The organism is Methylophaga sp. SB9B (assembly GCF_004832235.1).
In the GTDB taxonomy this organism is placed as follows: domain Bacteria; phylum Pseudomonadota; class Gammaproteobacteria; order Nitrosococcales; family Methylophagaceae; genus Methylophaga; species Methylophaga muralis.
Window position 1 is genome coordinate 171,867 of the sequence record NZ_SSXS01000007.1, and the last position, 18,832, is coordinate 190,698.

An 18,832-nucleotide genomic window follows, 5' to 3' on the forward strand; every position below is an offset into this window, starting at 1 on the left:
TTATTCTTCTGTTAAATCATCGGTATGTGGCAAGTCGTCAATATCAACTTCTTCATTTTCGTCTTCAATGACGCGCTCTAAACCAACCAGTTTCTCATCGTTGCTCAGATTAATCAGACGCACACCTTGCGTATTACGTCCTACCAGTGAGACATGTTTCACCGGTGTGCGAACCAGCGTACCGCCGTTGGTAATCAACATGATTTGATCTTCTTCACAAACCTGCACCGCACCGACCACCTGGCCGTTACGCGCTGAAGTCTGAATCGAGATAATGCCTTGACCGCCACGACCTTGTACACGGTATTCTTCAAGGTTAGTACGTTTGCCGTAACCGAATTCAGTTGCGGTCAGAATAGCGCCTTCCTGTTGAGCAATAATCAGCGAAATAATCTGTTCACCATCGGCCAGACGCATACCACGAACACCGCGTGAAACACGGCCCATAGAACGCACATCAGTTTCAGGGAAACGAATAACTTTACCGTTACTGCTGAATAGCATCACATCAGATTCGCCATCGGTTAATGCAACACCGACCAGTTTGTCATCGTCTTTCAGATCCACGGCAATAATACCGTTGGCCCGTGGACGTGAATAATCGACTAATGGCGTTTTCTTAACGGTACCGCTGGCAGTTGCCATAAAGATAAATTTATCAGCTTCAAACTCACGGATTGGCAATACCGCATTGATGCGTTCGCCTTCTTCGAGTGGCAACAAATTCACAATAGGCTTACCACGTGCAGTACGACCGCCTTGTGGTAATTCATAGACTTTCTTCCAGTAAACCTTACCGGCACTGGAGAAGCACAATAAGGTGTCATGGGTATTGGCAATAAACAGATGTTCAATGAAATCTTCATCTTTCATTGAGGTTGCTGCTTTGCCCTTACCACCACGACGTTGTGCTTGGTAAGTATCCAACTGCTGTGTTTTGGCATAACCGGCATGCGATAAAGTGACCACCATTTCTTCTTCGGTAATCAGATCTTCTAAGGTTAAATCAAGATGCGTATCCAGGATTTCAGTACGACGGTTATCGCCGTATTCATCATTAATCGCAACCAGCTCAGCACGGATAACTGCCATCAGATTGTCAGGGTCGCTCAGGATAGCCAGCAAGTCGCGGATTGCATCGAGAACTTCACGGTATTCCTGCAGGATTTTGTCTTGTTCCAAGCCAGTCAATCTATGCAGACGCATATCCAGAATGGCTTGGGCTTGAACTGGTGATAAATAATATTGACCATCAACCAGACCGAACTGAGCGGCTAAATCTTCTGGACGTGAAGCTTGTGCACCGGCAGCGCCAAGCATTTCCAGAATCATTTCACTGCGCCAGCCTTGAGCAAGTAATGCTTCTCTGGCTTCAGATGGACTTGGTGACGCTTTAATCAGTTCAATGACTTCATCGATATTGGCTAAGGCTGTCGCCAAACCTTCCAATATATGTGCACGTTCACGTGCTTTACGCAGTTCATAAATTGAACGGCGTGTCACCACTTCACGGCGGTGACGGATAAAGGCTTCAAGGATCGGTTTCAGGCCCAATGTACGTGGCTGACCATCAACGATCGCCACCATATTGATACCAAACACCGTTTGTAGCTGGGTTTGCTGGTAAAGGTTATTCAGAATAACTTCCGGTACGTCACCACGTTTGATGACCACCACCATGCGCATGCCATCTTTATCAGACTCATCACGCAGTGCAGAAATACCTTCGATTTTTTTCTCTTTAACCAGTTCGGCAATTTTTTCCAGCAAACGCGCTTTGTTTACTTGATATGGCAATTCATGAACGATAATACTTTGCTGACCAGTTGCTTCATTAGTTTCAATTTCGGCGCGAGCACGCATGTAAACACGGCCACGGCCGGTTTCATAGGCTTCAGCAATACCGTTGGCACCATTGATAATACCGGCAGTTGGAAAGTCCGGACCCGGCACAAATTCCATCAACTCACGAGTGGTAATACTCGGCTCATCAATAATTGCGATACAGGCATTAAGAATTTCAGTGAGATTATGCGGCGGGATATTGGTCGCCATACCAACGGCAATACCCGATGAACCATTAACTAATAATGCAGGGAATCGCGTTGGCAGAACTGATGGCTCGGATTCGGATTCATCATAGTTAGGAGTGAAATCGACTGTTTCTTTGTCCAAGTCGGCGAGCATTTCGTGGGCGATTTTCGCCATACGAACTTCGGTATAACGCATCGCGGCAGGCGGATCACCATCAACTGAACCAAAGTTACCCTGACCATCAACCAACATGTAACGCATCGAGAATGGCTGAGCCATACGTACCATCGTGTCATATACCGCAGTATCACCATGTGGATGATATTTACCGATAACGTCACCGACGATACGAGCAGATTTTTTGTATGGGCTGTTCCAGCTATTGCCTAATTCACGCATGGCATATAAAACGCGGCGGTGAACAGGTTTCAGGCCGTCCCGGACATCCGGTAAGGCGCGTCCTACGATAACGCTCATTGCGTAATCGAGGTAGGACTGTTTCATTTCATCTTCGATACTGATCGAGTCCAGTTCCAGAGCAATCTCAGACATTTAATATTCTTCCAAAATGAACAAAAGCAAGCCTAGCTTGTTGAAGTTTCAGGCAAAAAATTTTGCTGAGAAAACTCGAACAGAAGCTAACCATAACAAAGCGATAATCCTACCACTCTGAGCGATTTCCTGCACGTTTATAAGATACTGCTAGGGTGTGCCCGCTTTATTGAAATAATCGCTTAAATCCTGCTCCAAAGTCGCGAGAATTTCTTCAAGCGCATTTTGCCAGCCGGTTACAACGTTTTGCGAGGTGGTTTGGTCGATTGAAGCATCCACTCTAAAGCCAGTTTGAAATAACATCTTGCTGCGGTCAGCATCACCAGGGCTCATGAAAAACTGCATTTCCAACACAGCTTGCGGTGAATATCCGCTGCGATCATCACCGTAAAGTTTGGTCACGGCGGCTTCCAGCACCAAATCCGCTGGTTGTGAATCATCGGTTATCACATCACTGAACAAACCGCTTTTGGCTAACCAGCGTTGTAACTGCGAGGTAAACATCACCTGTGGATCGGTTAGCAGCACGTGACCTGCTTGCGGTTGATATTCGCTCTCGCCCACACGAAACACGATATTTTCGGTTCGATAATGCGGAGCAATACGAATTGGTTTGATACGTAAAACACGATTCTGTGCAAACTGTGCGGCAACATTACCGCGATCAACATCAACAATATAAAAGCGTGGCTGAATATCGTCAGCCTCTTTACTCCCGCCTCCAAAACCGAAACAACCGGTCAAAAAACTAAACAGAACAATAACCAGTACTCTCTGCCATCTGTGAATCACGAAATGTTGTACTCCTAAATATTTCCGGGAAATTGCATTACAGTTGTTGTAATTGGTGTCGTTATAATACTGGTGGTGACCATCCCTTCTCAAATAAATAAGGTGTTTGATGGACGAAATAAAAAACAAGATCCGTGATATCGCAGATTTTCCCGAACCCGGCATTTTGTTCAAAGACATCACACCATTGATGCAATCACCCGTCTTACTGCGTCAGGCCGTTGAATTACTGATTGCGCCCTACCGAAATGCCAATATCACCGCCGTTGCAGGAATGGAAGCACGAGGTTTTATTTTTGGTTCACTTGCGGCATCAATGTTGGGTGTCGGTTTCATCCCCTTGCGCAAACCGGGCAAGCTTCCGCATACAACTCATAAAGTCGAATATCAACTGGAATACGGTGAAACCAGTCTGGAAATTCACACCGATGCTGTGGTTGAAAATGACAATATTTTAATTGTTGATGATGTGCTGGCAACTGGTGGCACCGCCAAGGCCAGCTGCGAATTAATTCAACTATTGGGTGGTAATGTGGTTGCCTGTGTATTTCTGATGGAACTCACTGCGCTAAATGGCCGTTCTCTACTGACTAATTTTAACGTGCATAGCGTAATCCAATATTAATGAAATTTTTACTGTTTTTAGCCTTTACCTCGTCCCCTGCGGCTGCCATGGTCTATCAATCAGCCGTACATGAAGCAAACTGGCAGATAGATCAATCTCCGCTGTCCTGCAGCTTAAAACACGAGGTGATAGATTTTGGTCAGGCTGTTTTTCATCGTGAAAATGGTGAGGCACTGCAGCTGTCGATTTCTACTCAAGATCATCCCGCATCCCAATCCAGTGCCGAACTGGTGATCATTAATACACCTTGGCAAAACGATATAGTCAGTCAGAAATTAATGACCTTGCCAGTCACTTATGGACAACGCGAATTTATGGTGGAAGGTAATGCGGCGAGAAAAGCCTTGTCAGCATTGCAACAAGGCCAATTCGTTCAATTGCAATATGCTTCACAAAGCAGCACACAACCGGTGAGCGTAATTTTATCCAATGTGCAATTTCTGCCAGCGATGCGCGAGTTTCAGGAATGCTCTGACAAAATGCACCCAGATAGTTTTAACGATTTACAGCAATTCAGCGTGTATTTTGAGTCGGAAAAAGCCATTCTCGATAACAGTGCTTCACAACGCATGAAACGTTTGGCCGAGTATCTCAAGGTTGATGAAAGTATTTCGCGCATCATTATCGAATCGCACACTGATAGTTTTGGTCGCAAAGAACTCAATACCGAACTGTCAGATAAACGGGCGCAAGTGGTGAAAACCTTTCTGATAGAACAGGCTGAAATCGACGAAGGCATTATCGAAACGCATTCCTATCGAGATAACAAGCCTATTGCGAGTAATAAAACTCCTGAGGGTCGCGCTCAAAACCGTCGTACGGAATTACGTTTAATTCGCTGAAACGTTATTGCCACAAAGACAGTAAATCATGCGTGACCTGCTGATAATCAGCTGCTTTGGTAATCGCCGAAATCATTGCCACTGAACCAACACCGATTTTATGCAATGCACTGGCTCGTGGCAGATCAATCCCGCCAATAGCGACCAGCGGCGTATGACCATCCAATAATCTTATCCACTCAGCTAGGCGATCGAATCCCTGTGGTTGCCACGGCATCTGTTTGCTGTCGGTTTCGAAAATCGGCCCTAATGCAATATAACTGGGGTTTACTGCTAACGCTCTGGCCAGTTCCCAATACGAATGAGTGGAAATACCCAACCGCAATCCGGCCTGTTCAATTTCCAGCAAATCGGCATCATGCAAGTCTTCCTGTCCCAGATGCACACCGTAAGCGCCATTATCAATCGCCATACGCCAGTGATCGTTTACAAAAAACTGAATATCACTATGTTGATTCGAGATATCTACCGCGCTGGCAATTTCTGCATTGAGAAAAGCGTTATCGGTTTGTTTCAAACGCAATTGAATTGTTTTGATGCCAATAGTTAATAAACGATTAACCCAATCCGCACTATCGACCACCGGATAAATTCCCAGCCGATCCGGACATTCCGGAAAACTAAAGCTTTTGCCAATCAGATCCGGGGTGTAACTCAGTCTTGGAATATCACGAAGTTCAAATGGCTGCTTTTGATGAGAAAATAACTGATAAGGGCCCAGTGACTGTGATTCTCGAATACCGCGATTGATATAACTACGCGATAAAATCACCGCATCACGGATATCTTCGCCTTGGGCCAGATAACACGCCAAACTACTCGCCAGCACACAACCGGTACCACGAACATTTTTTTTCAACCTTGGCTGGTAACAATAAAATTGCCCAAAAGCATTGGCAAAATAATCTGAAACAAAACTTTGATCGCCATGTCCGCCTTTCACCAGACAACTGATAATCCCTCTTTAATCAATTGGCGAACCTGTTTTTCAAGAGATCCATCCGGGTTATCGGTTATGAAGCTCAACTCAGGTAGATTAGGCGTCAGTAAAGTAATCTTTGGTAATACTGACTTACGCACAAAATCCAGTACGTCTGAAGCAACCTGTTTTCCACCACTGGTCGCTGCCATCACCGGATCCATCACCACCGGCACATCATGAATTGTCACAATTCGTTCAATCGCCTGGGCAATCTCCAGGTTTGGAATCAAACCAATTTTGATGGCTGCGATTTCAAAGTCAGCAATACAGCTTTCGTATTGCTTGAGAAATTTCTCAGCAGTTAACGGATTCAGCGCCCGCATACCATTTTGGGTCTGTTCGGTCACACAGGTCACTAACGGCACCGGATGACAACCATGATGACTGACCGTTTGAATATCCGCCGTCAGTCCGGCACAGCCTTGTGGATCCAATCCACCTATTAATAAGATTGCGGTTTGAGGTTTTTGCTCAGCCATGTTGCTGCCAGATAGGTTGATCTAAAGTGGGTGTACTGGGTTTAGCGGACTCACGTTTTGGCATAATGCCCGCTTCAAACGCCAGGCGTCCGGCATTGATGGATTGTTTAAACGCTTCGGCCATTAACGCTGGTTCCAGTGCTTCGGCCACCGCGGTATTTAACAGAATTCCGTCATAACCCAGTTCCATTGCTTGCACTGCATCAGAGGGTTTACCAATGCCCGCATCGACCAGTAAAGTCATTTGCGGCAGGCGTTCTCTTAATGTTCTCAAAGCATAAGGATTCAATAATCCCTGACCGGTGCCTATTGGTGCACCCCACGGCATTAATACCTCACAACCGGCATCAGCCAGTTTTTGACACAGCACCAAATCATCGGTGCAATATGGAAACACCTTAAAACCATCGGCAATCAAGGTTTTGGTGGCTTCCAGCAAGGCAAACGGATCCGGTTGTAGATTAAAGCTGTCACCCAATACTTCCAGTTTGATCCAGTCAGTTTCAAATAACTCGCGAGCCATATGGGCTGTTTTAATCGCCTCGGCCGCACTGTAACAACCCGCGGTATTGGGTAATAAGTGACAGCCCAGCGCTTCAATCATATTCCAGAATTGCTGGCCGCTATTGGCTTGCCCGGCACTTTGCCGACGCAGTGACACGGTAATTACCTGTGCTCCTGAAGCCTTGATGGCATCACACATCACTTGTGGTGAAGGATAAAGCGCCGTGCCGATAAATAAACGACTGCTGAGCGTTTGCCCGTATACGGTCCAGTCAGATGCCTGCATGTCAGCCTCCACTGATGGGCGACAGCACATCAATGCGATCGCCTGCTGATAATTGATAGGTTGGATGTGCCGATTTGGCGATAATATTGTCGTTAATCACCACCACAAATCGGCCTTCTGTCCAGCTATGTTCAGCCAGAAAAACCTGCAAATTAAAGTTTGTGGTTTCCACTGGCTGTTCATTCAAAATAAGTGAAATGGGTTGAATTGACTCAGCTTGCATAACGCACTCCCGAATCTGTTTGTTCTGATAGTTTTGTCAGTAATTGGTCGACCATGACCGGCCCCAGCAAATAACCATGCCGGTAAAGCCCGTTGATTTGATAACCCCACTCCTGCTGGCGAATGGTTGGCAAATGATCGGGCAATGCCGGTCGACAATGGGCGCGCATTTCCAACACCCGAGCTTCGGCAAAACCTTTATGAATGCTGTAAAGCGCGGATAACAATTCCATGGCACTTCGCACACTGACCGGCGACCGATCTTCCGATTCAATCACCGTTGCGCCAATCACATATTGCTGGTCAGGGCGTGGTGCCAGATAGAGCGGATAACGTGGATGCATTAACCGTACGCACTGTTGCAGATTCACTTCCGGTGCATAAACACGCAGCACTTCACCGCGAACCCCACGCAAGTCTTTCAAATCAACTTTGCTGCCATTACCCCGGCAATCAATCACCGAGGTAAATTTATCCAGCGAATGCCCAAGCATTTGCTGGCACAGCTGTTCCAATGTGGCGTTAGTTAACGTTTCAATCGGTTCAATGGTTTGCCAGTTTGCGTGCTTGGTCAGAAATTCACCGACCTGCTGATAAAACTGACGATTATCCAGACAACTCTCTTCTGGAAAATACAATGCTGACTGAAAGTTTTCGGCCAGTTCGGGTGATAAATTCTGTAACTGCTGAGCATCAATCTGCTGATAATCAGAAGCATCCAGAATATGCCCCGCACGACGCTGATAACGTGCTAATTCGGCTTTATCACCTTCATGTGCCACCACCAGTGTTCCGGTTTTTGGATAAAACACCGGCTTATCCAAATCAGCCAGCCATTTATCCCACAGCAGCTGACTTTGAATACCCAGATCACGAATGGACCGATCTGCTGTTACCGCTTCGGTAAATGGCGCGATCATTGAAGCTGCAATAAAACCGGCACTGTCGGTACCGGCTTTATCGTCTGATGACAGAATCGTCACGGCATGACCGGCCTGAATCAGACGCCAGCTTGTCAGGCGTCCAATCAGACCACTGCCGATAATCAGATAATGCTTCATCTTGCTCTAAATCCGGTCCAATCAAACCTGATGATAGATTTTGCTACCAGCCGCCTTAAACTCTTCCGACTTCTCGGCAAAGGCTTCTTTCACATCATGTGAAATCTTCATCGAGCAGAATTTCGGTCCGCACATGGAACAGAAATGTGCCACTTTGGCACTCGGTTTTGGCAAGGTTTCATCATGGAAAGCCCGTGCTGTATCCGGGTCTAACCCGAGGTTAAATTGATCTTCCCAACGGAATTCAAAACGTGCCTTGGAAATCGCATCATCACGCTCATTTGCACCCGGATGCCCTTTGGCTAAATCCGCTGCATGGGCTGCAATTTTGTAGGTAATAATGCCGACTTTAACGTCATCTTTATTTGGTAAGCCCAAATGCTCTTTCGGTGTGACATAACACAGCATCGCCGTACCAAACCAGCCAATCATCGCCGCACCGATGCCTGAGGTAATGTGGTCATAACCCGGTGCAATATCAGTGACCAAAGGCCCTAAGGTGTAGAAAGGTGCTTCGTGGCAGACTTCCAATTGTAGATCCATGTTTTCCTTGATCTTGTGCATTGGCACATGACCCGGCCCTTCAATCATTACCTGCACATCATGTTTCCAGGCAATATGGGTTAATTCACCCAAAGTACGCAGTTCAGCAAACTGCGCTTCATCATTGGCATCCGCCTGTGAACCCGGACGTAAACCATCACCCAGCGAGAACGACACATCGTAGGCTTTCATGATTTCGCAGATATCTTCAAAGTGCGTGTACAAAAAGCTTTCTTCATGATGTGCCAGACACCAGGCCGCCATAATCGAACCGCCACGCGAGACAATACCGGTGGTGCGGTTTACCGTCAGTGGAATATGCGCCAGACGAATACCGGCATGAATCGTAAAGTAACTGACGCCCTGCTCAGCCTGTTCAATTAACGTGTCGCGAAAGACTTCCCAGGTCAGATCTTCGGCAATGCCATTTACTTTTTCCAATGCCTGATACAACGGCACGGTACCGATTGGCACGGGTGAGTTACGGATAATCCATTCACGTGTCTGGTGAATATGTTTACCAGTCGACAAATCCATTACCGTGTCGCCACCCCAACGAGTGCTCCAGACCATTTTTTCGACTTCTTCTTCAATCGATGATGTGGTGGCAGAGTTACCGATATTGGCATTGATTTTCACCAGAAAATTACGACCGATAATCATCGGCTCAGCTTCAGGGTGATTGATATTGGCTGGAATAATCGCCCGACCTTCAGCGACTTCTTTACGGACAAATTCCGGGGTGATGTGATTGGGTTTATCGGCTGGCAACTCGCCTTTTGCCTGCAACGCTGCACGGCCCATGCTTTCACGAATAGCGATATATTCCATTTCTGGGGTAATCAATCCTTGACGCGCATAGTGCATCTGGCTGACGTTTTTACCCGGTTTGGCTTTGCGTGGCAGACGACGATTGGTGAACAGCGGAATATCAAATTCCAGACCATCCTGATCACGGGTAAAGTTGGAACTGAACGCCGGTAATACTTCGGTATCGTCGCGTTCCTCAATCCATTGCTGACGAATCGGCGTTAAGCCTTTTTCCAGATCGATTGTTTCAGTGGGATCGGTATAAATACCAGAAGTGTCGTATACCATCACCGGCGCATTCGGCTCACCCGGCAAATTGGGATCACGGTTCGGTGTATCAGTGAGAGAAATTTGACGAAATGGCACCCGGATATCATCACGACTGCCGGTAATATAGATTTTTTCAGAACCCGGTAATGGCTGAGTAGTAATGCCACTACGGTCTTTAATATCAATAACTTTTGGATTGGCTGCTGACATCTGATTTCCCCTTTTTGAATAAAAAAGTCGGGGAAATGAAGACGTTGCGCTTACGCGAACAAGGTGATGGAGATACACGGCGGCTACAGTCAGACAATCAGACGTACCGGCATTCCGGCTTGTTTCCTACGGAGGTTCTAGCCTCTTCAGGTTCAACGGGTTTCATCTCAGCCATTTCTGAAAAATCAGAGTGGCACCCCGACAAGTGGAAATCATCCTAAACTAAAAATGATTTTTTACACAAGCATCATCTGGCACAATGGGTCACATCAAACGGCATCAAATCAGGCAACATCGGCCATGGCAGATAACAAAAATAAAAATGATGACGACGAGTTTTCCTTGTTTCGCAATGAAATGAGCGACGCCGAGCCGATCAAACACGACCGCCTGGTGCATCGAAAACCACCACCGCCGCCAAAGGTCAGAAAACCCTCCGCAGCTGAACTCACCCATGACACCAGCGAGTTTTCCAGCCTATTCGCCCCCGAAACAGTGGGTAATGAAGAATATCTGGAATACAGGGGTGACGGAATTCAAAACCGCCAATTCGCCAAACTCAAAAATGGCAGAGTACATCTCGAAGCCGAACTCGATTTACATGGCCTCACCCTCGCCAAAGCCGAACCCACCCTCTCCCACTTTCTTGAACAATGTCAGCAAGAAAAGATTCGCTGCGTGCGAATTATTCACGGCAAAGGCTGGGGTTCACGTGATAACAAACCAGTTTTAAAAAGCAAACTCAATCACTGGCTCAGACAAAGTAATTTCGTACTGGCATTTTGTAGTGCAACGATTGAAGATGGTGGGACTGGGGCTTTGTATGTTTTGTTGAAGAGGCAGTTTGAAAAGTAAGTTTATTACTGGTTTTTTAATTCATTTATTTCAGGATATTGGCCTATTAATAGTATGTTAGTCCTTAGACATCATTAACATACTATTAAATTTTAGAGAGAGTTCTGCATGGATATCGCAGTACAAATTTTTCAAATAATTTTTTATATCACTGCCTCGGTTGTTGCAGTTCTTACTTTTGTTAAAGCTAAAAATGGGTTGTTAAACTCAGTTAATACCGAATACCAAAAAAAGGTAATGGAACGATTAGCATTATTATCTGATGAACTTTGGGAGGAGTTTGACTTCTCATCCGAGAATCATTGGTCAAAAGATGACACTTTGAATGAAGTCCTTGAGAAAATTCATAAATATGCGCTTGAAAATAAGCATGCAATTTTAAGCAAGGAAAAAGGGTTTCATGGTGTTCCACTTCCAAAGAAACATATTGAGATGATTGCAATGGTTGAAAGGCTAAAGTCAGATCCATTTATCCCAGAAATAATCAGAAGGAAGATAGTAACTCTTTTAGATGATCGCTTGAACTCAACTTTAGAAGCATACATTACAGTCATAGAACAATATCAAGAAGATCTTACTAAAGGAAAACGCTGGAGCAACTTTGACGAAAATAAAAGTTTTATACATAACGACATAGTTTCAATTATGAGTAAGAATGGCTTGGGGATTACTGAGCTTCAGGGAGCCGTTCAAGAAATACGAAAAGAGATTCAGCGGTATTATGAAAGTTTCAACCCCATAAAAAAATAGCAAGCTGCTTCATAGGGGGACAAAGGTCAGAAACGAATTGAATTCATACACAGTCGATGGAACTCAACCCCATTGGTGACTTACAAGCATTTGAAGGAGAAAACTACCCGGGATTAACGTTTAAGCTAGGAAAGAAAACCTCGCAAAGCATACCCAAATAAAGCTTTGGTTTTCACCAGTGCTCCGTGAGTTTAACGAGAAATTTTCGCTTCGTTTATTGAGACGTAATAAAGCCTCCGCCACCAAACCACACGTTAGACAAGCAAAGGATTGAGAAATGCATCTAGATGAGGAAAGGCGGTCAGCCCAAGATAATCTTGATCGCTTGACAGAGAATATTCCCTCTCGACTTTCCGAACGAGAGGATCGATTTGCGGACAAAATCGAACAATCCAAAACAAACCCCAGCAAAAAGCTCGAATCTCTGTACTTGTTCATGAATGAGCTTTATGGGTATGCGTCGAAATACACTCCTTGCAAAAAAGGCTGCTCGGACTGTTGCCACTATTCAGTAACGGTAAGTGAGGTCGAAATCGCTCACATTGAAAAATATGCCAAGAAAAAGAGAAGGAAGGAGTTCTTACCTAAAGAGGATTTTCATGGTTCTCCATGCCCATTTCTCAAAGAAGGAAACTGTTCAATTTACGAGGCTAGGCCATTCGTATGTCGAAGGCACGTAGTGTTTACAAAGACAAATACTTGGTGTAACCCCAAAATTAGCAAGGATGAAACGTTTCCTCTTCTAAGGTTTTCAAGTATCAATGAAGCGTTTGATCATATTCGTCAGGTGAGTGAATCATTTGAACTTTACGATATACGTCAAGTATTTAGCCGTGACAATCAAAGGTAGCGGACGCCAAAAAACGGCGCTCGCCGCTTAGGTCGTTAGACTTCAAAGGAACTGAGTTGACACTAGAAGAAACTGCAAAAGTAGTCAATGGTTGGGCTGCAAAGAAACCTCAAATCGAAAAGGTGCAGTTCTTTGGTAGCCGCGTCAGAGGCACAAACCGCGACGATAGTGATTTAGATGTGGCAATTACTCTGCTACCCAATCTTGATGAATCTGATGGGATGTCTACTTGGTTTAGATTCAGCGATGTTTGGTCTGCTGAACTAAACGATCTTCTTCCCTACGAGGTACAAGTAGAATGGGAAGCGGGAGAGTTAACCTCAACTATCTTGAAAGGCCTCAGTGAGGCTAGTTACCTTGTTTATAAAAATGAGATCTAACATGCGGCAAGTTCACGGTATTCAGAGGGGCTAGACACGATTGCGGGATCATAGGGATCAGAGTCGATTGAAATTCCTATTTATTGAAATTCACTTCACAACAATCAATGGTATCGGACCCCATTTATTTTAGTATATATAATTTAATTATTTAGATATTCTGGGTTAGACGAAGTCAGAATTATATGACAGCCCTCTAATAACAATTATGAGGCCAACGGCTTCATTAATGTTCTATTAGGTTATCACTGAAGTTCGAGGCAAATAATGAAAGAAGAATTGGAAATAGTAGAGAAATTATCAAACTCTAAAGTTGTTGAAAAAATCTATGATGATGGGCTGTCTTCTCCCCTTGTTGAAGTCAGTAAAATTGGAACTGATTTAGTTAAGAGTGCTCGGTTGATTTTGGCACCATTACAACTCGCAGCATCTTTTCAAGACCGATTCGAATTTTTTTTAAAGAACTTAAATAAAAGAGTAGTTAAAGAAGACCAAGTTCAACCTCCAGCAGAACTGACATCAGTTTGCATTGAGCGAATGAAGTATATCGACTTAAACAATCCGCTGTGGGATATGTTTGAAGAGTTATTAATTAAAGCAATGGATAAGAATAGTATTTCTCAAGTACATCCCTCTTTTGCTCAAATCATAGGGCAGTTGTCACCTGATGAGGCTTTATTAATGTATGAATTAAGTAAAGGTGATTTTGAAGTTACGGATCAAATGGATTTAAATTATCAGGGAAATCGATTTGAAAATCGTCGTGTTTTGAGTAGTACAATTCCTAAAGATAAACTTGCAAATCCAGATGCGTTTGAAATTTACTATGCGCACCTAGAATCGTTGTCGCTGATCACATGGCCAGTTATTAATGAGACTCCAGTGCATGGCGGCGGACGCCAAACAGGTACCAAACGAAATAGCCGCATTCTACTATCTGATTTTGGTAAGCTTTTTGTAGCAGCTTGTATCCCAGAATCCGGTTTTAACAAAATCAGTTAAAAGGGGCGCTCCCTTTTGGGATTCAAGAAAAAATCAATATAGTCAGAATGTTTGATTTTGGGTGACGATATATGAAAGACCAATGAAGAAATTATCACGACCAAGTGAAATCCGAAATGACGAGGAAATTGTTCTATCGGTTCGGCAGTGGGTTAACACTTTTGTGATGGAAATGAATCTTTGCCCATTTGCTAAGTATGAGATGCTGAATAATCGGGTGCGCTTTGCTACCACAAGAGCGATAACGGAAGAGCAATTGTTGATGTCACTGCAAGACGAGCTGGAACTGCTCAATAGTGATCCGTCAGTTGAAACTACGCTGCTGATTCACTCCGATGTCTTGCAGGACTTTTATGACTACAATCAGTTTTTGAGTAATGCCGATAACCTCCTTTTGGATATGGGACTGGAAGGTACCTATCAAGTCGCCAGTTTTCATCCAGATTACCAATTTGGTGGAACAAATCCGGACGATGCAGAGAATTATACAAACCGCTCTCCCTACCCCTTGTTGCATCTTATTCGGGAGGCGAGTCTTGAGCGAGCTATTGTGGAATATCCTGATGTCGATCAAGTTCCAATACGAAACGTGGCGCTAATGAATAGTCTGGGACACAATAAACTGCAGGCACTATTTGAGAGCCTATTTAAGCTTTAGGGAGCAGTAACTTTAGGGAAATGACATATCAAGGGCTCAGCCAACTTGAAAAGTTTTAGAAATTTAAATCCTTCAACTGAGTTTATTTTTTAAATAGATTAAAGGATATATCTTGGACAAGGAAGTGTTAATTGGGATGGTTCTATCAATTGCAATATTTCTCTTTGTATATGCAGTGACAGGAATTAATGGAATTTTCCATGTACTGATACTTTTTCTAATCTCCCTACTTTCAAAGTTACTATGGAACTTCAAAATTAACAGTTCCAAAGCTTTCTATTATTTCAAAATGCCACTTAATATATTTTTTAACTTTTTCCTGATACTTCTATTGCTCAAGTGGTGGTCAGTCAAATCGTATGTGGAAAAACTAAAAGAAATAAATTCCACCTAATTGAAAAAATCAAAGGGGCACCCTGCCCCATACCCCTAGTTTGTCACATGAAGGTTACAAATTTGTTCGCTGAGAAGTCCATGTAACAACAATATTTGAAAGGCTTAGATTATGACCATGAAAAAAACACTTAAATTAAATAAATGGCTAATTTTTAGCTTTTTAATAGTTCAGATCATGGGATGTTCTGATAGTGAAAAGGTAGTAGTCACTTTTCCTCTTGTAGAAGAATGTCAAAGTAAGGTAATAGATGTATTAGAAACCTTTCGTCGTAAAGGGGTATCCAAATTTGAGTATAAAATTGCCCATTTCTCCGTCCCCCTCATATCGCATTCTGGCATTAAGAGTTTTGTGATTATGGAGTCAAAAACCATGGAGCAAAACGATCTGATAATGTTAGCCAACAACCCCATTGGAGCTTGTTATCCCCAAACCTCATATAGCATCAATTTGAATAAAGAAGATTTTTCAACAGAATTCATAAAACATAATCAAATTAATAAAAAATTAGGAGTGGTCCGAAGCTACGCAATCATTGAAGATGAGGAAATGACAGTATATTTCCACTCCCCCCGGTAAAACATAAGAGGATCAGAGGGGGCAGAGTGTTTGAAGAGTATTTTTCTGACAACACATTAAGTTAAAAACCAAAGGGGTCATTCACCCTTGAAAAGTCTCAACCTCTACCCTATTTACACAGCACATATTTAAACCTCATCAAACGAATAAATCATCAAAATTTAGCAGGAGCTTTTAGAATGAACTCCAACTCCCCTGTGATCGACCATTTTACAAATGGTGCAATGGTTTATGACGAGCGAAACCTGCCGTTGGCCCCCATTGCCGATAATATGCATTTTCTGATTAGGCTTATTTTAAAAAATGCTCCACTTCAGGCACGCATTCTTTGTGTAGGTGTTGGCACAGGCGCCGAGATAATTTCACTTTCCAAATCATTTCCTCAATGGACATTTGTTGGCGTCGACCCGTCTATCGGTATGCTGGATGTTTGCCGTGAAAGGCTCGCCGAAGCTGGCGTGCAGGATCGCTGTGAACTGATTCATGGATACGTTGATGACGCTCCTGAAGGTGAAAGCTTTGATGCGGTGTTAAGTGTTCTGGTTGCCCACTTCGTGAAGCGTGAAGACAGATTGAATTTTTATCAGGCAATGTATAGTCGCTTACGAACTAATGGCATTTTGGTTAATACTGAAATCAGCTTTGATTTGGACTCAGCCGAATTTCCATTCATGTTAAAAAACTGGGAAGCAGTGCAATCGATGATGGGAGCCACTCCGGAATCACTGGCGAACCTGCCCATGCAACTTCGCGAAATGCTTTCTGTTATCTCACCAACAGAAACTGAACACCTACTAAAACAAACTGGAATTGACGTGCCGATAAGGTTTTTTCAGGCGTTTATGATTTGCGGATGGTATGGAATCAAAGAGGCAGACGCATTTGAAATACAAAAACTGCCTATTTAGATTCAAAAATGTCTGGCCCCTCGATTAAATAGAAGGTTTACTGCTTCTTCTTAGGCAGTTCGTTTCTTTTTCAACCAAAGTAATCAAAAGGGTCAGACACCATTAAATATATGACAGAAAAAGAAAAAATGATTTCAGGTGAATTATATTACCCGAATGACGATGAGCTTTTGAAGTTACGTCTTGAGGCTCGCTTGCTTACTGAAAAACTCAATCAAACCAGCGTTAGTGACGCGGATGAGAGAGATGAAATAATAAAATCATTATTTGGAAGTACGGGTCATTCGATTCATATTGAGTCACCTTTCAACTGCGACTACGGCGTGAATTTACACGTTGGCGAAAATTTTTATGCCAACTTTGGCTGCGTTATCCTAGACGTTGCAGAAGTTAGAATCGGTGATAATTGTTTCTTAGGACCTCAGGTGGGGATTTATACCGCAACACATCCCATAGACCCGATTAAAAGAAATAATGGCTTAGAGTATGGTAAACCAGTATCCATAGGAAATAACTGCTGGATTGGTGGTCACGTAACGATTAATCCAGGTGTGACTCTAGGTAATAATGTTGTGGTTGCTTCGGGTGCTGTCGTTACAAAAAGTTTTGGTGACAACGTGGTGATTGGTGGCAATCCAGCAAGGGTGATTAAAGAAATCTAGAATTGAAAGGCCGCCCACTAATAATTATTATGAGGTCAACAGCCTCATTAAAAAGTATCAATGGATTTGAGCTAAATAAATAGTTAAGGATGAATATGCCAACTATAATGCGGATCGGGCCATACAGATTTTTCTTTTATAGTAATGAAAGCGGTGAGCCAGCCCATATACATATTCAGAGAGAGCGAATGTTGGCTAAATTTTGGTTGAGACCTGTGACATTGGCTAGTTCAATACATTTCTCGCCAAAAGAGCTTAGAAAACTTGAAGAATTGGTTATGCAAAATAGAGAAACTTTTATGGAGGTTTGGAATGAGTACTTTGGCAGTTGAGCTTCATCCTCAAGCAGTTAAGGTTCACTTCACTGATGTAGCCATTGTAGTTGACTTAGCTGATGGTCGCACCGTATCGGCACCATTGGTTTGGTTCCCCCGATTATCTTCTGCATCTTCAGAAAAACTTGCAAACTGGGAGCTACTTGGCGATGGTGAAGGAATTCATTGGCCGGATATCGACGAAGACCTCAGTGTTGCAGGTCTATTAGCGGGGACTCACCCTACTAGTAATCCATAAGTTCAGAATCAATCAAAGCTACGATTGTTACAATCTTCAGGAGATTTTTGGGTTTCGCAAATTCTATAAGTCCTTTCCCACGCAGGATCGTGGGAACGAGAAAACTAACTTAAAAAAGGCAGATTTATTTAATTAACTAAAATAAACCCGCCCCCTTTCGATCTTGAATCCGGCTAATCAAGCCCGCTGGCGTTAATGCTTGCCTTCGGCGAATTCTTCAATTGCTTTGCTGCAGAATGCTTCGAGATCATCTGGTTTTCTGCTGGTTACTAGCCCTTGATCCACCACCACTTCCTGATCTACCCAGTTGCCACCTGCATTCTGAATATCAGTACGAAGACTTGGCCATGATGTAAGTGTTCTCCCATCAAGTACGTCTGCTTCTACTAGTGTCCAGGGGGCATGGCAAATAGCTGCCACAGGCTTTTGTTCGGTGAAAAAAGCACGGACAAACTCAACTGCATTTTGATCGGTGCGTAATGCGTCCGGGTTGGCTACACCACCAGGCAGTACTAGACCATCATAATCGTCGGCCGATACATCAGCGACGCTTTTATCCACCTGAAACGCATCGCCTTTGTCTAGATGGTGATAGCCCTGGACTTTGCCTTCTTCCAAAGCTATTAATTCTGCTTCGGCGCCCGCAAGTTTGATTTGCTCCCAGGGCGTCGTTAATTCGATCTGTTCAAAGCCGTCGGTAACGAGAAACGCAATTTTTTTGCCCTGCAGGGAGTTTCTATCTTGTGTTGATGAGTTTTGCATTGGTAGGTCTCCTGATAAGTTAAGCGCTAACCTATTGATGGTTTAAGCGCTGAAGCTGTCTACCAGCAATTAACGCAAGGACAATGCCAGTTGATAATGCACCGTGGAGACGGTTACTAGTGACCTTTCCCCCAAATTTAGTGCCATGACATTGATGAGATTTCCAATAAAATATGGGAGTTGGAGATCTCAAAATGAAAAAACGTTACAGCGAAGAACAAATCATCAAAGCCATCAAACGGCATGA

22 protein-coding genes and 1 riboswitch are annotated in these 18,832 nt (G+C 43.8%); of the genes, 13 read left to right on the forward strand and 9 right to left on the reverse strand.

Features of this window, described 5'->3' with window-relative positions; translation table 11 throughout:
- Together gyrA and E8Q33_RS09510 are read right to left on the reverse strand one after the other, a co-directional pair.
- Window positions 1–2,586 (reverse strand): DNA gyrase subunit A, encoded by a 2,586-nt coding sequence (gene gyrA, locus E8Q33_RS09505; protein ID WP_136554360.1) that lies wholly within the window; start codon window positions 2,584–2,586, stop codon window positions 1–3.
- Between the two features lie 150 nt (window positions 2,587–2,736).
- A complete protein-coding gene (locus E8Q33_RS09510) occupies window positions 2,737–3,378 on the reverse strand; it encodes an ABC-type transport auxiliary lipoprotein family protein (protein WP_136554362.1) in 642 nt (213 codons plus the stop codon).
- 109 nt (window positions 3,379–3,487) lie between these two features.
- Here E8Q33_RS09510 and E8Q33_RS09515 point away from each other — a divergent pair, with 109 nt between their 5' ends.
- Together E8Q33_RS09515 and E8Q33_RS09520 are read left to right on the forward strand one after the other, a co-directional pair.
- Complete coding sequence (locus tag E8Q33_RS09515) at window positions 3,488–4,003, forward strand: adenine phosphoribosyltransferase (RefSeq protein ID WP_136554364.1); 516 nt, start codon at window positions 3,488–3,490, stop codon at window positions 4,001–4,003.
- Window positions 4,003–4,845: an OmpA family protein gene (locus E8Q33_RS09520; RefSeq protein WP_136554366.1), complete on the forward strand. Its 843-nt coding sequence runs from the start codon at window positions 4,003–4,005 to the stop codon at window positions 4,843–4,845. Before E8Q33_RS09515 ends, E8Q33_RS09520 begins: the two co-directional genes overlap by 1 nt.
- Window positions 4,846–4,849: 4 nt before the next feature.
- On the opposite strand, the gene thiE is transcribed toward E8Q33_RS09520, so the two are convergent.
- From thiE to thiC, 6 genes are read right to left on the reverse strand one after another with little or no spacing between them, the layout of a single operon-like run.
- The gene (gene thiE, locus E8Q33_RS16440; RefSeq protein WP_256369448.1) at window positions 4,850–5,788 is read right to left on the reverse strand and encodes a thiamine phosphate synthase; all 939 of its coding nucleotides are present in this window, start codon (window positions 5,786–5,788) and stop codon (window positions 4,850–4,852) included.
- Window positions 5,785–6,306 (reverse strand): bifunctional hydroxymethylpyrimidine kinase/phosphomethylpyrimidine kinase, encoded by a 522-nt coding sequence (locus tag E8Q33_RS16045; RefSeq protein WP_256369449.1) that lies wholly within the window; start codon window positions 6,304–6,306, stop codon window positions 5,785–5,787. Before E8Q33_RS16045 ends, thiE begins: the two co-directional genes overlap by 4 nt.
- Window positions 6,299–7,096 carry a thiazole synthase gene (locus E8Q33_RS09530; protein ID WP_136554368.1) on the reverse strand — a complete coding sequence of 266 codons (798 nt, stop codon included), beginning with the start codon at window positions 7,094–7,096 and terminating at the stop codon, window positions 6,299–6,301. Before E8Q33_RS09530 ends, E8Q33_RS16045 begins: the two co-directional genes overlap by 8 nt.
- A 1-nt stretch (window position 7,097) precedes the next feature.
- Complete coding sequence (gene thiS, locus E8Q33_RS09535) at window positions 7,098–7,319, reverse strand: sulfur carrier protein ThiS (protein ID WP_136554370.1); 222 nt, start codon at window positions 7,317–7,319, stop codon at window positions 7,098–7,100.
- Entirely contained in the window at window positions 7,309–8,379 is a 1,071-nt protein-coding gene (locus E8Q33_RS09540) for an FAD-binding oxidoreductase (RefSeq protein WP_136554372.1), read from the reverse strand. The genes thiS and E8Q33_RS09540 overlap by 11 nt, the downstream gene beginning before the upstream one ends.
- A 21-nt stretch (window positions 8,380–8,400) precedes the next feature.
- Entirely contained in the window at window positions 8,401–10,212 is a 1,812-nt protein-coding gene (gene thiC / locus E8Q33_RS09545; protein WP_247870013.1) for a phosphomethylpyrimidine synthase ThiC, read from the reverse strand.
- Window positions 10,213–10,318: 106 nt separating this feature from the next.
- A riboswitch (TPP riboswitch) is annotated at window positions 10,319–10,423 on the reverse strand.
- 89 nt (window positions 10,424–10,512) lie between these two features.
- Here thiC and E8Q33_RS09550 point away from each other — a divergent pair.
- The 11 genes from E8Q33_RS09550 (at window position 10,513) to E8Q33_RS09600 (ending at window position 17,823) form a co-directional block, all read left to right on the forward strand.
- The gene (locus E8Q33_RS09550; protein ID WP_136554374.1) at window positions 10,513–11,067 is read left to right on the forward strand and encodes a Smr/MutS family protein; all 555 of its coding nucleotides are present in this window, start codon (window positions 10,513–10,515) and stop codon (window positions 11,065–11,067) included.
- A gap of 108 nt (window positions 11,068–11,175) precedes the next feature.
- Window positions 11,176–11,817, forward strand: coding sequence for a hypothetical protein (locus E8Q33_RS09555; protein WP_136554376.1), 642 nt, complete (start codon window positions 11,176–11,178; stop codon window positions 11,815–11,817).
- A 436-nt stretch (window positions 11,818–12,253) separates the two neighbouring features.
- On the forward strand, window positions 12,254–12,667 hold the full coding sequence (locus E8Q33_RS16760; protein ID WP_371413287.1) for a YkgJ family cysteine cluster protein: 414 nt from the start codon (window positions 12,254–12,256) through the stop codon (window positions 12,665–12,667).
- A 56-nt stretch (window positions 12,668–12,723) separates the two neighbouring features.
- Window positions 12,724–13,047, forward strand: coding sequence for a nucleotidyltransferase family protein (locus tag E8Q33_RS09565; protein ID WP_136554380.1), 324 nt, complete (start codon window positions 12,724–12,726; stop codon window positions 13,045–13,047).
- Window positions 13,048–13,314: 267 nt separating this feature from the next.
- Window positions 13,315–14,049: an Abi-alpha family protein gene (locus E8Q33_RS09570; protein WP_136554382.1), complete on the forward strand. Its 735-nt coding sequence runs from the start codon at window positions 13,315–13,317 to the stop codon at window positions 14,047–14,049.
- Window positions 14,050–14,131: 82 nt separating this feature from the next.
- Window positions 14,132–14,707, forward strand: a complete 576-nt coding sequence (locus tag E8Q33_RS09575; protein ID WP_136554384.1) for a DUF1415 domain-containing protein — start codon at window positions 14,132–14,134, stop codon at window positions 14,705–14,707.
- Window positions 14,708–15,212: 505 nt separating this feature from the next.
- A complete protein-coding gene (locus E8Q33_RS09580) occupies window positions 15,213–15,680 on the forward strand; it encodes a hypothetical protein (protein WP_136554386.1) in 468 nt (155 codons plus the stop codon).
- A gap of 179 nt (window positions 15,681–15,859) precedes the next feature.
- Entirely contained in the window at window positions 15,860–16,588 is a 729-nt protein-coding gene (locus tag E8Q33_RS09585; protein ID WP_136554388.1) for a cyclopropane-fatty-acyl-phospholipid synthase family protein, read from the forward strand.
- 110 nt (window positions 16,589–16,698) lie between these two features.
- Complete coding sequence (locus tag E8Q33_RS09590; protein WP_136554390.1) at window positions 16,699–17,250, forward strand: sugar O-acetyltransferase; 552 nt, start codon at window positions 16,699–16,701, stop codon at window positions 17,248–17,250.
- 107 nt (window positions 17,251–17,357) lie between these two features.
- Entirely contained in the window at window positions 17,358–17,582 is a 225-nt protein-coding gene (locus tag E8Q33_RS16765) for a DUF4160 domain-containing protein (protein WP_247870021.1), read from the forward strand.
- Window positions 17,563–17,823, forward strand: a complete 261-nt coding sequence (locus E8Q33_RS09600) for a DUF2442 domain-containing protein (protein ID WP_136554394.1) — start codon at window positions 17,563–17,565, stop codon at window positions 17,821–17,823. The genes E8Q33_RS16765 and E8Q33_RS09600 overlap by 20 nt, the downstream gene beginning before the upstream one ends.
- Window positions 17,824–18,015: 192 nt before the next feature.
- Here E8Q33_RS09600 and E8Q33_RS09605 read toward each other — a convergent pair whose 3' ends face one another.
- Window positions 18,016–18,585: a type 1 glutamine amidotransferase domain-containing protein gene (locus E8Q33_RS09605; protein ID WP_136554396.1), complete on the reverse strand. Its 570-nt coding sequence runs from the start codon at window positions 18,583–18,585 to the stop codon at window positions 18,016–18,018.
- Window positions 18,586–18,832: the final 247 nt, after the last annotated feature.

Bases quoted from the DNA above. Each gene is read 5' to 3' on its own strand.
- E8Q33_RS09540 (WP_136554372.1), bottom strand. From the start codon at position 8,379: ATGAAGCATTATCTGATTATCGGCAGTGGTCTGATTGGACGCCTGACA.
- thiC (WP_247870013.1), bottom strand. From the start codon at position 10,212: ATGTCAGCAGCCAATCCAAAAGTTATTGATATTAAAGACCGTAGTGGC.
- E8Q33_RS09575 (WP_136554384.1), top strand. From the start codon at position 14,132: ATGAAGAAATTATCACGACCAAGTGAAATCCGAAATGACGAGGAAATT.
- E8Q33_RS16045 (WP_256369449.1), bottom strand. From the start codon at position 6,306: ATGGCTGAGCAAAAACCTCAAACCGCAATCTTATTAATAGGTGGATTG.
- E8Q33_RS09515 (WP_136554364.1), top strand. From the start codon at position 3,488: ATGGACGAAATAAAAAACAAGATCCGTGATATCGCAGATTTTCCCGAA.
- E8Q33_RS16765 (WP_247870021.1), top strand. From the start codon at position 17,358: ATGCGGATCGGGCCATACAGATTTTTCTTTTATAGTAATGAAAGCGGT.
- E8Q33_RS09605 (WP_136554396.1), bottom strand. From the start codon at position 18,585: ATGCAAAACTCATCAACACAAGATAGAAACTCCCTGCAGGGCAAAAAA.
- E8Q33_RS09555 (WP_136554376.1), top strand. From the start codon at position 11,176: ATGGATATCGCAGTACAAATTTTTCAAATAATTTTTTATATCACTGCC.
- E8Q33_RS09580 (WP_136554386.1), top strand. From the start codon at position 15,213: ATGACCATGAAAAAAACACTTAAATTAAATAAATGGCTAATTTTTAGC.
- E8Q33_RS09590 (WP_136554390.1), top strand. From the start codon at position 16,699: ATGACAGAAAAAGAAAAAATGATTTCAGGTGAATTATATTACCCGAAT.
- E8Q33_RS09600 (WP_136554394.1), top strand. From the start codon at position 17,563: ATGAGTACTTTGGCAGTTGAGCTTCATCCTCAAGCAGTTAAGGTTCAC.
- E8Q33_RS16760 (WP_371413287.1), top strand. From the start codon at position 12,254: ATGAATGAGCTTTATGGGTATGCGTCGAAATACACTCCTTGCAAAAAA.
- gyrA (WP_136554360.1), bottom strand. From the start codon at position 2,586: ATGTCTGAGATTGCTCTGGAACTGGACTCGATCAGTATCGAAGATGAA.
- E8Q33_RS09550 (WP_136554374.1), top strand. From the start codon at position 10,513: ATGGCAGATAACAAAAATAAAAATGATGACGACGAGTTTTCCTTGTTT.
- E8Q33_RS09530 (WP_136554368.1), bottom strand. From the start codon at position 7,096: ATGCAGGCATCTGACTGGACCGTATACGGGCAAACGCTCAGCAGTCGT.
- E8Q33_RS09585 (WP_136554388.1), top strand. From the start codon at position 15,860: ATGAACTCCAACTCCCCTGTGATCGACCATTTTACAAATGGTGCAATG.
- E8Q33_RS09570 (WP_136554382.1), top strand. From the start codon at position 13,315: ATGAAAGAAGAATTGGAAATAGTAGAGAAATTATCAAACTCTAAAGTT.
- E8Q33_RS09520 (WP_136554366.1), top strand. From the start codon at position 4,003: ATGAAATTTTTACTGTTTTTAGCCTTTACCTCGTCCCCTGCGGCTGCC.
- thiS (WP_136554370.1), bottom strand. From the start codon at position 7,319: ATGCAAGCTGAGTCAATTCAACCCATTTCACTTATTTTGAATGAACAG.